The sequence below is a fragment of the Paenibacillus allorhizoplanae genome (assembly GCF_927798215.1).
Taxonomy (GTDB): Bacteria; Bacillota; Bacilli; order Paenibacillales; family NBRC-103111; genus Paenibacillus_E; species Paenibacillus_E allorhizoplanae.
Genome location: NZ_CAKMMW010000006.1, coordinates 12,192 through 26,478, shown reverse-complemented (window position 1 = coordinate 26,478; position 14,287 = coordinate 12,192). Strand labels below are relative to the sequence as shown.

At 48.1% G+C, this 14,287-nt stretch carries 5 protein-coding genes; all 5 read right to left on the bottom strand.

Annotated features, from left to right (window positions below; genetic code table 11):
* Positions 1-118: 118 nt before the first annotated feature.
* The 5 genes from L6I86_RS12250 to L6I86_RS12230 all read right to left on the bottom strand — a co-directional run bounded on the left by L6I86_RS12250 (position 119) and on the right by L6I86_RS12230 (position 14,187).
* A complete protein-coding gene (locus tag L6I86_RS12250; RefSeq protein WP_236287460.1) occupies positions 119-3,601 on the bottom strand; it encodes an AAA family ATPase in 3,483 nt (1,160 codons plus the stop codon).
* A gap of 103 nt (positions 3,602-3,704) precedes the next feature.
* Positions 3,705-4,886, bottom strand: a complete 1,182-nt coding sequence (locus tag L6I86_RS12245) for an exonuclease SbcCD subunit D (protein ID WP_236287458.1) — start codon at positions 4,884-4,886, stop codon at positions 3,705-3,707.
* A gap of 45 nt (positions 4,887-4,931) precedes the next feature.
* Positions 4,932-8,903, bottom strand: a complete 3,972-nt coding sequence (gene addA, locus L6I86_RS12240; protein WP_236287455.1) for a helicase-exonuclease AddAB subunit AddA — start codon at positions 8,901-8,903, stop codon at positions 4,932-4,934.
* Between the two features lie 21 nt (positions 8,904-8,924).
* Positions 8,925-12,455: a helicase-exonuclease AddAB subunit AddB gene (addB, locus tag L6I86_RS12235; protein WP_236287454.1), complete on the bottom strand. Its 3,531-nt coding sequence runs from the start codon at positions 12,453-12,455 to the stop codon at positions 8,925-8,927.
* A gap of 358 nt (positions 12,456-12,813) precedes the next feature.
* Complete coding sequence (locus L6I86_RS12230; protein WP_236287452.1) at positions 12,814-14,187, bottom strand: class I SAM-dependent rRNA methyltransferase; 1,374 nt, start codon at positions 14,185-14,187, stop codon at positions 12,814-12,816.
* Between the last annotated feature and the right edge of the window lie 100 nt (positions 14,188-14,287).

Below are 14,287 nucleotides of genomic sequence, written 5' to 3'. Positions count from 1 at the left end.
TGACCGATAGTGGGTCATTCGCCTTCATGTGGGTGATAGAAAAAAGGAGCGCAGCGTAATGAAAGCTGTGCTCCTTCAACTATTCCGTGTTCAAAAATAGACTTATTGAACAATCCATTTAAAGTTCTTCAAGTGAAATGCGACTCCCGCGTCCAGATGGTTCTGCAGGTTGAACAATTAATTTACGTACGAGTCGTGCGCGGAGTTCCGGCACGTGAGAGATGACACCTACAGCTAATCGATCTGTATGCAGCTTCTCTAGTGCACCTATAACCATGTCTAGCAACTCTTGGTCCAGTGTGCCGAAGCCTTCATCGAGGAAGAAAAACTCTAAAGGATATTCGCCTTTCAGCTGAATCTGAGCGGACAAGGCTAACGCTAATGCTAACGAGGTAAGGAAGGTTTCCCCACCAGAAAGTGTGCCAACTGGTCGCTTCACCCCACCATTCGCATCGTCACGAATGACGAAGCCACCGCCAGAATCGACCTCAATCCCATATCGTCGACGCGTTAACTCACCCAGTCTCTCAGATGCCGCGCGGCTTACTTGCATTAACTGCTCTTCGGCAAGGTACTCGACGAAGGCATTCGCCTTGAGAACGGCTTGCAGCTTGCCAAGCCGTTCTAGCAGCGTCGCCTGCTCAGCGCGCTGCGCTTCGAGCTCGCACCAGCGCAAGTGCCGCGCAGCGAGCTCGCTGGCGCCCTGCGCCGCCTTAGCGCGCGCCTCCAGCGCGGCCTCGGCGGCGGCCTTCGCATCGCTCAGCTGCGCCTGCGACTGCGCCCACTCGGCCGCGCTCAGCACGCGGCCCTGCAGCTTCGCTGCCAGCTGCGCCAGCTGGGCGCGCAGCGCCTGCTCGCGCTCGCGGTGCTCCGCCGCGAGCTGAGCCCATTGGCGGCGCTGCTCAGGCGCCAGCGCCGCGGCCTCTGCGGCTTCGCGCGATGCGAAGCCGCCTTTCTCGAGCGCGCTGGCCAGCGCGCGCTCGGTCTGCGCCAGCTGCCGCGCCGCGGCGGCAGCGGCTTCGGCGGCGGCGCTGTAGCGCTGCGCCGCCAGGGACTGCTCGCGCTGCGCAGCAGCGTGCGCGAGCTTGGTCTGCTGCGCGAGCTGCCGCAGCTGCGCTAGCGCGGAGGTTGCCTCCGCGATGAGCTGCGGCACCGCCGCGCCAGGCGCGCGCAGTGCGAGCTGCCGCGACTTGTCAGCGGCGAGCAGCGAGAGCCCTTGCAGCCGCTCATGGAGCTGCAAGGCTGTACGCTCACGTTCCTGAGCAGCAAGCTGTAGCTTCTCGATGTTGACGAGCAGCTCCTCGAGGAAAGGGATGCTTTTCTCAATGCGGCCACGCAGTTCATCCGCTATCCGCTCATGATCAAGGATCTGTTGGAGTTGTTCTTCAACAATTTCCCAGCTCAGCTCTGCGAATCGCTCTTGCCACTGGAGAACTTGATCTTGGATGGCAGCCGTCAGGCCACTTAATCTAGCTTCAGCTTCCACAACCAAGCTAGCAGCCGCTTGCGCTTGCGCTCCAAAGACTAGATCTTGTTGTGTCAATTGTACATGTTCTTTGAGCAAATTCTCATAAACCCTCTCAGACGCTTCCACTTGAGTAGCAACTGATTGAGAAGCTGAGTTCACACTATCCCATGCCTTATGCCAATCCTCCAAGCTCATGAGCATAAACGAGCTAGATGAACTTAGCTGAGCACCAATTTCTTGACCTGCGGCAGCTTCTTGAAGTGCAAGATTGCGTCCAGCAAATACATCTATTCGCTTACTTATCGTTTCATCAGGGAACTTCAATTCAGCGGCCTGATTATGTTGATCCGTCATTCTACGAATGAGTTGCAACCCTTGATACTGGCTTTCTTTCGCTTGCTGCAAGAAGGGCTCAATCTGATACAGTAGACTTTCAGAGACACTTGTCGTGTCCGGATCCACTGCCTTCCCGCTGCTCTTATGCAGCGCAGGATGCTCTAGCGCTCCACACACAGGGCATGATTCACCCATTTCCAATTCTGCAGCCAACAGAGCAGCCAACGCATGACGCTCTTGATGCTTCAATTGCTTTCTTTGCTCCTCCAACCACCCTTGCAGGCCGGTCGAGAAAGCTGTAAATAAGCCTTGTTGTTTCTGCAATTGCCGTTCACACGAAGCACTAGCTTCAAACCAACTTATAAGCTGAGAATACAACACTCTCTGTTTGTCCAAAATCAAAGCTCTCGACTGTTCCACAGTCTTACATGCCCTTATTTTGTCATCTTTATTTCTTTGTGCTTCTAGCTCTTGAGTCTGTAAAAGAAGTATGGCCTTTTTCTCCTGCACAGCAAGTTGCAATTGTTGCCTCTTCGCAGCATCCGTTTCAACTAGTTTTAATTGAGCTTTCAGTTCTGTTTGTTTGGCAACCGCTTTTTGTTTCGTTTCATGCGCTTTAGACATCTCCGCTTGCAAACTCAATAATGCTGATTTAACCTCAGCTTCTTGTGTTTGAGCCATTTGAATTTGAGACTGCACTTGTTCGAGCTCTTGCCCAATCACAAGCGCTTGTTCTAATTGATCCAAACGCAGCAATAATGGCCCTTCTTGTGCGACTAGCTCCTGCCCCGCTTTGTCAAAAGCGAGGGACGCTTGCTGGAAATCAGTTTCCGAGCTAGCAAGGGATGACGTTGCCGTTTCAAGAAGTGCTTGGCTTGATAACACATCTTTAGCAGCTAATTTATGTTGATCCAAGTAGGGAATAACCCGCTCCGCTTGTTCAGCCAGCTTTAGGATCTGTTCTTTTTCAGCAATGTACCCTTCTTGTTCATGATGCTTTTGCTGCTCCTGTTCAAGACCTTCCGATTCCTTTATCCATTGATAGACTTGTTTGTTTTCTTCGTAGGCCTTCTCCTGCTGCTCCAAATGAAGTCGACTTCGTACCGCTTCTTGTTCCGTTTCAAGAAGTCTTCTATTCGCTTCCTCCAAAGCAGCTGTGGTCGCATCGCCCAAGCCCTGCTGTTCGGCAGCAAGTTGTTTAACAGCACTGTCCGTTTCCTTTACTTTAGAGCTGACCTTTGCGCTTAATTGGTCACCATAGGTTTCAAGATGGAAAAGCCGCTGGAGCATTTGCCTGCGATCTTTGCCTGTCAAAGTCAGGAACTCTGCGAACTTCCCTTGCGGGAGTACGACTGCTCTTGTAAAATCCTGCATGGACAGACCGAGTATATTCTGGACTTGTTGATTGACTTCGCCTGCCTTATCCGCCAGCACAATCGTTTCGTTATCGCGTATATGTAAGAGACGTGAAATTGTTCCGTTGATGGACATTTCAGCTCCTCGCTTGAATTGCCGCTCAACTCGGTAGCGCGCTGTGCTCGATGCGTTAGTCAGCTCAAATGTAAAAGAAACGAACAGCGTTTGCTCCGCATGATTCATGATCGCTTGTGTGCCACCGCTTGCCCTTTCTACTTTGCCGTAGAGGGATAGCGTTATCGCATCTAAGATCGATGATTTCCCGCTGCCCGTTGGTCCAAAAATACCAAACACACCCGCATCCACGAGTTGGCTAAAATCAATCGTTTGCAGCTCTCGATAGCTTTGCAAACCAGACATCTGTAACTGAATTGGACGCAATGTATTCCCTCCTTTCATACACACCGAAAAGTTATCCACAAGTGTTAATTGGGGAAAACATTTACTATCAACTTCTCACCTAATAACATCCATCCCCGCTCAATTACTCGGTGCCAGTGGAATCCCCAACATCTCTCTCTTGCAGCAGCTCCAAAAATAATTGAACTAATGCAGGCTCAGGCTGTGCGCCTCCCGTTTGGCGCGCATAGAAGCGCGTGAAATGCTCTTCCATCGAGAATGCTGCTCTCGGCATTGCCGAACGTACAACTTCCATTTCTGGATAGATGGGGCGAATGTGAATGAATCCCTCATACGCTTTTCGTAACGATTGTATTTGTTCAATGGACATAGCCGATGTCATCGTGATCTCTAAATCAATCCATGCCGTGCTATCCCGTTGCTCATCTAACCATTGATGAACCTGTCCAATGCCTTCCTTCGCCTTCCAGCTCACAAGTGGACGACCGGAGGTCAAGAAAATCTCCTTGGGCTCAGCTACCTGGCCTGGGGCAAGATCAAGAACAGTCACCGATTTGGCTTGACCCGCTTCCGAAAAGCTGTAGGCTAACGGTGATCCACTATATCGAATGGGTGATACTGCCTTCACATTTTGAGGACGATGCAAATGGCCTAGCGCAACGTATTGTGCTCCCGCTGTCAAAGCTGTTGTATCAACTGTATAAGCGCCACCAACCTGGATAGGTCGTTCAGATTCCGTTTCATGCCCTCCAAGGACATACAGATGACTCATAATCAAATTCACTGTGTTAGCCTCGAAGGATGCAGCTTGTTTGCGAATGAGTGCACCAACTCGCTCCGAATATTTGCTGCGCAGCACTTCTTCCTCCGCAACCTCGGACAACAACTCCTTCAATCGTGACTCTGATGGATACGGTAAAGCGATTAGTCGTGCAAGCTCACCTGTACGCGCAATTCCAATCGACTGAATTTCTTGAATTGGCAAACCTATCAAGGTGATTCCTTGCGTTGCTGCTAGTGGACCCGAAGCTGCAAGCCGATCCGGATGATCATGATTTCCTGAAATAATCGCCACATGCCTTTTGCCGCCATTAGCCAATCTAGCAATGCCCTCATAAAACAGCTGCTCCGCTGCAGCAGGAGGATTCACACTGTCATAAATATCTCCTGCAATCAACACTAGATCAATTGCTTGATCTTCTACGATGCGCACAAGTTCATCCATAAACGCGATTTGTTCATCCATCCGACTTTGACCTTCCAAGGCTCGTCCAAAATGCCAATCCGCTGTGTGTAAAATTCGCATGTCTCATCTCCTTCCTACCCCTAGTTTGGCTTTCGTTTTCTATGACTACATTTCTACCAACTTCGCTCCATCAAAGAAATAGAGGAATTTTCCATGTATCGGACGTTTCCATATATGTTCCACAGCTCGTGCGTACAAACCTATTTGCTTCTCATAGCGTAGCTGAAGTTCTGATTCCGTGCTTCCTCTAACAGCATCTGTTTTATAATCTACGAGAACGAGTCCCAGTTCATCTTCAAATAGACAGTCTATGACCCCTTGAATAAGCACTGTCTCACCAAGCGTTGATGGATCCGTCTCCGAATAAACCTCATCTGCAGGAAGTCCATAGCTAAATGGAACCTCACGCTGAACATGATGTGACTGAATCATTCTTTTGCCTACCGACGTCTCAAAAAACTTCAATATGACAGGAATATCTACCACATCACGCTGCTCTTGCGTCATGGTTTGTTTGTCCAACATCTCCTGGAGTGTCGATTGGATACTTGCCTCAGTAGGCAATTCCGATAGGGACATGTTTTGCATAACAGCATGAACGACAGTCCCTTTCTCTGCCGCAGTCAGCTTCTTCTCTTCCATAAATCTCGGTCTACGCCAAATCGAAGGAGCTGGTTGACTGGTTACTGACGCAGGCCCCATTATAGATGTGGTATCCACAGAGTTCGGTGACTCCAACTCATCTGCGATTCGGTTGATTTCAGATAATCGTTTCATCTCCGAAACTGTGGTTTTGGCAAAATGTTTAGGTGCATCTGGAAAATCATATTGCCAGGATAAACGCTCATTTAAAGTATCTTTCCATTTCCCCGATGTAGTGACAACCTCTCGTTGCTGTATTGCCATAAATCGATCTTGATCTGGCTCGAAAGCCGCATCTTCTAAAACATCCAATTGCTGCAAGCTTTCTGGCGTAATGACAGATAGTTTCCATTGCGAAGAATCACGCAGCAAACGTACACCTGAAGACATCTCACTAAGGCCAAGTCTTTCTCGCCACAAGACTGCATCAGGATGACGAAGCAGCGCCGGTCCTACCCAATCCAGATAGCTCTTCGCTTTTGCTAACTCAAAATCAGGCAAGTACCAAGCCTCTCTTGATAAGTGACGTCCCCATCCGCGCAGAAGTTTATCAAGAGATTTCACAGTGCCTAATAGGTACAACTTCTCTCGCGCTCTCGTAAGAGCTACATATAGAACACGCATTTCTTCAGCTAGAAGCTCTAGTTTCAGCCTCTTCTTAATAGCAAGAGAAGGTAACGTCGGGTAACTGACACGAAGCGTCGTATCTACAAATCTCGGTCCAAAGCCAAGCTCTTTATGCAATAAAAATGCTTCATTCAAATCGCGTTGATTAAACATTTTCGCCATTCCCGCCACGAAAACCACAGGAAATTCCAAACCCTTACTCTTATGAATGGACATAATTCGTACGACGTCTTCCTGTTCACCTAGCGCACGTGCGGTTCCAAGATCGCCTCCGCTTTCTTTCATCCGCTCAATAAATCGTAAAAAGCGGAATAATCCACGCAAGGATGTACTCTCGTATTGTCTAGCTCTATCATAAAGCGCCCTTAAATTGGCTTGTCTTTGCATGCCGCCAGGCAAACCGCCAGCGAAATCATAATAGCCGGTTTGTCTAAAAATACCCCAGATCAAGTCAGCAAGAGAGCCCTGCCTCGCATCATTTCGCCATTGTTCTAATTGTTCAAGAAATACTGTCAATTTCATGGGCAACTGGTCATTCTCATTCTCATTCTCATTAAAGGTATTTTGCTTAGCTGTGCGCAGTACAGACTCATAGAAAGCTACGGATTTATCCGCAACTCGAATTTGTGCTAAATGCTCAGCAGTCAGACCCACCATAGGTGATCGCAAAACAGCAGCCAAAGGTACGTCCTGATAAGGGTTGTCTATGACCTTCAATAGGGAGAGCATCGTCTCGACTTCTGTTGCCGAGAAGTACCCTGTACTGAGCTCAGCATATGCAGGTATTCCCTGTTTCTTCAGCTCGTCGATCAAAATGGGAGACCACGCTTGAGTAGCCCTCAGTAAAATCACGATATCCCTGTAGGTTGCCGGCCGATTACCGCCCGTTCTTTTATCAAACACCTGAAATGATTCTTGATTCTCAGCACCTAATAAACCCCTGATTTGACGAGCAATAGTACGTGCTTCCAGCTGCGCAGTTTCCAGCTCTTCTGCTTCCAAGGCAGGATCAGTCCCGCTTTCAGCACTGTCGCCGTTCGATTCGTCCCCATTTTCATCCGATTCTTCCACGAATGTATCGCTTTTGTCGGCTCCATCTTTCGCCCGGTCTATGATCAGCATTTCCACAGAACAATCGGATGCAGAAGGCGGATACCCAGCCCCATACACCAGTTCTGCACGCTCATCGTAAGCAATTTCACCGACAGTTTCATTCATCATTTGTTTGAAAATAAAGTTAACCGCGTCGACGACTTGAAGACGACTACGGAAATTTCTGGCTAAGTCAATTCTTCCACCGTTCATTTCACGCTCAGACACTTCATCTTTGTTCGAACGATACGCTTTGTATTTTTCTAGAAATAACCCTGGCTCTGCCAATCGAAACCGATAAATACTTTGTTTCACATCGCCGACCATAAACCGATTACCAGGCTTTGCTGTCGAAATCAACTCAACAATAGCTTCTTGGACACGATTCGTATCCTGATATTCATCAAGAAGCACTTCGGCAAATTGTTTCCGATACGCCTGTGCAGCTTCCGAAGGATATAATTCGCCAGGCATGGACCCAGGTGCACTAAGAATTTGCAAGCAGTAATGCTCCAAATCAGCAAAGTCAATCAGACCCTTCGCCGCCTTAGCTGCTTGGTATCTTTCGCCAAAATCAACGATGAGATCGACAAGGACGTGTAGCAAAGGAGCCATGACTGCAATTTCTTGATGAAATTGCTCTGGTGTCCGGCCGAACAATTCTTCTTTTAATTTGTTAATTTGCTCCTTCGCCTTGTTCCGTATTTCTTTAACTTCTTCTTGCAGTCCTTTGTCATAATCATCGCCTTTACATGCTTTGAGCTTGCCGAACTCGACGGTTTGAAAACCAAGATACAAGACGGACCAGGGGTATGTCGTTGTTTCCAGTAAATTCTGAACGAGCAGCAAATCATCGCGTAAATTATCGATATACGGTGCAGGTCCTCCCGGGGATTCTGCGATATAGATGGCTTGTCCCAGCAAGTCCGCTGCTCCCTCTAATTCAAGGGAAAGATCACGAATAAGACTTTGCTCCCATAGTGAATAATCCACAGATGCAGATGCCGCGGCAACATAAGGCAAAGCTTCTTCGAATGCAACTGTTGCTTCATCCACAAATTGGTCCTCTTGACGTGCTGGTGGCCCGAACATAGAAGCTGTCCCTCTAAGCCAATGCTCTGGCCAAGGATGACTGCGCGATACATCGTAAAGCTTCTGAATAAGCTGCATAATCGCGTTATCATTACGCTCACCACTGAAGGAGTCAACTAATCGCCAAAAGGCGCTATTCTCATCACTTGCTGCATAGTACTCTTCTAGCATCTCGCCAAGCAGATCTTGACGAAGTAAATCCGCTTCCGTTTCATTCGCAATGCGAAAGCCAGGATCTAATTGAATTAGACTAAAATACCGTTGTACAACCTCTAAACAAAATGAGTGCAGCGTGGTAATGGATGCTTTCCCCATTAGTGCTAGCTGCTTACGCAAATGTTGGGAATGGGGCTGTTTCATGAGTTCTTTCTCCAGCGCTTCTCGAATCCGATGCTTCATTTCAGATGCTGCCGCCTTCGTAAAGGTAGCAACTAGTAAACGGTCTACATCGATTGGCTCCCACTCGTTAGAGATCCGTCGAATGATACGTTCAACAAGCACGGCTGTCTTACCAGATCCCGCAGCTGCGGCAACTAACATATTCTGACCTTTGAGGGTTATTGCGTCCCATTGATCGTCCGTCCATGTACTACCGATAGGTTTAGGTTCTTGCTGATGCCTCACCTTGTAAGCTCCTTTCTACCTTCACGTATGGCCTACTTGCGCAGCCAACTCCGTCCATACTTGATCCTTCGCACGTGGTCGAAAGACTTGTATGTCATTCCCTTCGAATAAGGGATCTATTTGACAAATCGACGTATACGAGCAATGCTGACAGGCAGATTTTTTCCCTAACCGATAAGGAGCAATATCAACGTGCCCGTCCGTAATGTTCGTGCCAATTTGCTTTACTTGTTTGCGTACATAGGTCCGCAGCGTATCCCACTGCTCGTCCGTCGCTACCGATGAAGTCGAGTAAAAACTCCCATCTTTCTTTAAAGCAACAGGGATGAGCTGTGAATGCCCCGAGCTATGGATAAGCTCATCATCCATCAATCCAGCTATCTCAGCATCAGCCGTAATCAAACCCTTCATTTTGAAACGTTTACGCAGCTCCTTTTCGACAGAGGCAGGATCAAGAGCATTCTTTTGTTGGAGCATCGGATTATGTACATGGAAATAAAGCACACCTGCCGGCTTCGCTTTGGCGCCAAGCCATGTCTCTGCATGTGTAAGTATTACGTCCAAGTAAGTCAGCATCTGTAGGGATAATCCGTAGTACACTTCTGAGAGCTGCAAAGCTGTTTGACTGGATTTGTAATCAATTACTCGTAAAAGCACACCGTTCTCACCATCCGCTCGATCCACACGGTCGATTCGGCCGATAATCTCCATCGTACAACCGTTTTCCAATTCAAACGTTAACGACGGCAAATCCTTGCCTGGTCCAAAATCAATCTCCAATCCTAGTGGCTGAAATTGACCATGTCTGGCGTGTTCGCCGAGAATAACAGCCCCCCTACCAACCACTTGTTTAAGTTTCCGAGCTATATAAGCGTAACGACTTGAACTAAGGAGAATTTCTCCTTGGAGTCTAGGTGCGAGCTCGTCCACAACTTGTGCAGACCTCTCCATACACTGCTCTGCGGAAAGCGAACCCCAGTCTAGCTGGTCCTGCTGCAGGTTCTGAACAAATTGATTCAATGCTGCGTGGAACAATTGTCCGATATCCGGAGCATCTAAGCGGTACACGCGACGTTCTTGCAACCTTAAACCATGAGAAATAAAGTGCGAGAAGGGACAGGCTACATACTTCTCCATTCGCGAAACGCTGGCTCGTAAGTGCTGCCCATATAACAGTTTGCTAGTAGAAGTGGAAAGCCCCTTCTCTTTGTTTGTATATTGCAACGCCAGAACCAGCGATTGTAGTTTCATCTGCCAAGCGGGTTGTTCCGCGTACCAATTGTACGCATCCCACCATAGTTCTGATATACGGCCACCTAGCATCCAATGCTTCATGCGTACAGCCAAATATGAGATCGCCTGTGTCGGATGCGACAGATAGGCAGCTTGCTCACTTTCAGGGGCTTCCGCTGAAGGTTCGGCAAGAAGCAGAGGTTCTTCCGTTCCTGGGAACAGCTGTCGCATCTGCCTGATCAGCTCCGAAGGCAATAAGGATTTTCCCTCTTCATCTGCTAATGGATAACTCATCCAAAGCCTCTTACCTGGCACAGTCAACGATGTATAAACGATAAATTGCTCATCTAACAGCTTACGACGGCTTCCATCCGCCATTGGTAATCCGGAGTCCATTAGAACACTACGTTCCGCTTCTGTGAGCACACCTTTCTCAGCCATCTGCGCAGGAATAACCCCGTCATTCACACCTAATATATACGCATACCGAATCCCGCTTGAGCGAGTTCGATCCATACTTCCGATCAGCAATTGATCCATCGATGGCGGAACTAACCCCAGCTTCATACTTTCCATCCCTGTTTCAATCAGTCCGATAAACAGCTCTAAGGAAAGTTCATCATCGCCCATGGTTTCTACCAATTGATCAAGCATATCCATGACACTGTTCCACATTTGACCGTGCTCGCGAGCCTTTTCTGGCTTTCCATTAAGTGTTGCTTGCTGCGTCCACGCTTCTAACTTCTCTGGCGCCTGTACGGTTACCAATAACTCATAAACCGCTTCGACCTGAGCCTTTACCGTACGCGCCTGTGTAAGGCGATTGGATAACGCCAACAATGGACCAACGACCCACGATTTACTCGTATTTAAAGCTTGAAGCTCCGCGGTTTGTTCATTTATCCCCTCTTCTGCTTGCTCCAAATTGGCACGAAATTTATACGTCCATGGCTTGCCATCGGTCCATCTATAGCCTTGTATCCCGAATGCAAGCACATAATTCTCTAATTTATCAAGCTCAGTCCTTTTCGTTGTCGCGTCAGGAGGCAGCAGTAAATCTGTTTTGATACAACGGAATACGGCATCGTAATGCCAATTATGCTGTATAACCTCGAGCGCAGAGCGAATGAATTCCACGAGTGGATGATGCAGCACTGAACGCTTCTGATCGAAAAAGTGAGGGATCTCATAATCGGTAAGCACCATGTTTAACAGATCTTGATACCCTTCCATATTCCGCACCATGATGGCCATTTCACGCCAGCGTACACCATGCTCTCGAACTAACTGAAGCATGTCACGCACTGCACCTTCAACCTCTGCACGACGATGCACAGCTTCCCTAATAACGAGCTGGTCGCCAATTTTCTCTCCTGGAGAAGGCTTATATTTCGGAGCTCCGCCACCGATTCGACGGTCAAAATTCTGCTCCAAATAGGCAAGCGCAGGACTATCCTCGTATCGCGGTGAACGCTCTTGACCGAGATGAAGAACTTCAGCCGCACCAAGACCCAGCTGCCATATGATATCCTGTAAACGTACCATCGTCGTAGCTGTCGGATGAAATAAATCCAATTCATCCGGGGTATCCTCCGCCTGCAGTTCGCGATCCAGACATAATGTAATCGTTACTTGCTTACAAGTAGCAAACAGTGCACCAAGCACCTTGAACTCTTGCGGTGTAAAGCCATGAAATCCATCAATCCAGACTGTCGCTGAATGCAAATAAACCGAGTTCTGAACTTGCTCAGCGAGCAGCGTCAAGTAATCTTCTCCGTCCAAATACTGCTTCGCAAGATCAGCCTCAAATTGACGATACACCAGTTGAATATCATGCATTTTGTCCCGCAGCAAACCGTGTTCACCCAGGTTAGTGACTCGTTTATTCTCATGCGTTTCCAATTGTTCAGCCGTCACACAGTAGCGTTTCATTTCCGTAAAGAGCTGATTCAATCGGTCGATAAAGCCCATTTGCTCAGCGGAATGACCAAAGAGTCGGAGTTTATCCTTGTATTTATGTAAAATGCTCGTTAACAGCAGTTTCTTTCCTGTATCATCAATAGGCAGCCGAGCTGTCCCGCCTTTTTCTTGCATGACACGCCAAGCTAAACGGTGAAAGCTTAATACTTGTGCTCGGATCATCCCACGAATACTTGGATCCGATACCAGAGCATGCTCAGCTTGAAATGTAGCTTGTTCAGGAACAAGTAAAATCAACGGATCACCTTCGGGCGCCGATGCCAGCTGCTGTTTCATTTCCGTAAGACAGCGTTCACTCTTGCCGCTTCCGGCTCTACCAATCACGAATCGAATGGACATTTAAGGCCTCCTAACACTTTCCGTCGGAAAGCTTGCTTCGTAAGCAATTCTCGTATTCTATCTCTCTATTCTAGCATATTTTTGGTTGTGAGTCGGCGTGGTAGATGATGGAGGGGGATCTAAGGGGTTTAGTTGGTGGATCGATATACGAACATACATTCTATTAGTATAGCATGGATCGCAAAAAACAAAAAGGATACGCTATGAAAACTATCTGATACATTTGCCTTTCACAACTCAACAAAACATTATCAAGACGTAGATATCGGACTATTTGGTGCCCCCCCTCCCACCAGCACCATAAAACTCAACAAAAAAAGCAAAGCCAGATTGACTGGCTTCGCTCACTTAAATCTGTTTATTTGCTGCGCACTTCAAAAATCGCAAACTTCAAATAATGTCCTTCATCCACTCCTAGAATACGTGGGTGGTCCATGCCTGCGCCACGGAACTCAATTAAGCGTAGCAGCTTGCCTGCATCTGTTGCTGCTGCATGAATCGTTTCAAGGAATAGCTCAGGATGCATATGGTAGGAACAGCTTGCTGTGACGAGATAGCCCCCTTCATTCACAAGCTTCATGCCATGCAAATTGATGTCTTTATAGCCGCGGCAAGCTCCTTCCACAGCACTTTTGGTCTTAGCGAAGGCAGGTGGATCGAGAATGACGACGTCCCAAGTACGCCCACCAGTGCCTACAGGCTTCGAAGTATCTATCTTAGCTTGACCTGCTGCACCAGCCACAGCGCGAAGCTTGCGCTCATCCAAGCCCTTCACCTGCGTACGCAAGTACTCGAAGGCATCCGCGACGACGAATTCGACGCGATCCTCGAAGCCATTCAATGCAACGTTCGTACGTGCACTTTCAATCGCATGCTCGGAGATATCGAGGCACGTTACTTTTTTGGCTCCGAATTGACACGCGTTAAGCGTGAAGCTTCCCGTATGTGAGAAGCACTCCAGCACAGAAGCGCCATCCCACAGCGGGAACGTCACTACTTTACCATTTGCGTTCACAGGGAGCATTTGCGTTACGCCATTCTCTTCGATTTCCGTCAAGTTGATACCGCTGCGATGGCCCCAGCCCGTCATCAACGGTGCGATTGCCGCGCGATTCTCACGTTGGTCGAAGAAGTAACCCGTCTTCTGCCCTTCCTCAATATCAACGCGGATACGAAGACCATTTTCCAAAATATCAACGTGCTTTGCACAATCTCCGTACAGAAGTCCCTTCGTCTGCTTCAGACCTTCCAGTTCTCGAATGGAAACATCACTTCGCTCATAGATTCCTACTGGCTTCATAACTTGTACCAGCGCTTCCACGATATTGTCTCGGCACAGGTCCATCCCCAAAGTTAGTAGCTGAACAACCAGCGTGTTCTCGAATTTATCAACAATGAGTCCTGGCAGAAAATCAGCTTCTCCATATACCAGACGATAAGACTGCGCTCCTTTCACAAAGCGCTGACGATGTAGAAAACAACGTGTGAATCTTTCGACGAAAAACTCCTTCGTCATCGTCTCAATCGGGTTATACGATACAATACGTACCGTAAGCTGTGAAGCTTCGTTATAATAGCCGGTTGCTAGATATTTGCCAAGGTGATTCTGAACGGATACTAGCTGTCCAGGAACAATGTCCCCATCCGTGCGCTCAATTTCACTCTTATACACCCACGGATGTCCTTGCTCCAAGCGGGGTTTACGTTTCTTATGTAAAAATACTGCTGCCATTGTTTTAGCCGTCCTTTGCGTGAAACCGTTCACCTATACCATCTGGCTTGTCATGCTTGTCTTTACGGTCACATATATTGGTTGAAAAACGTCGTACGCT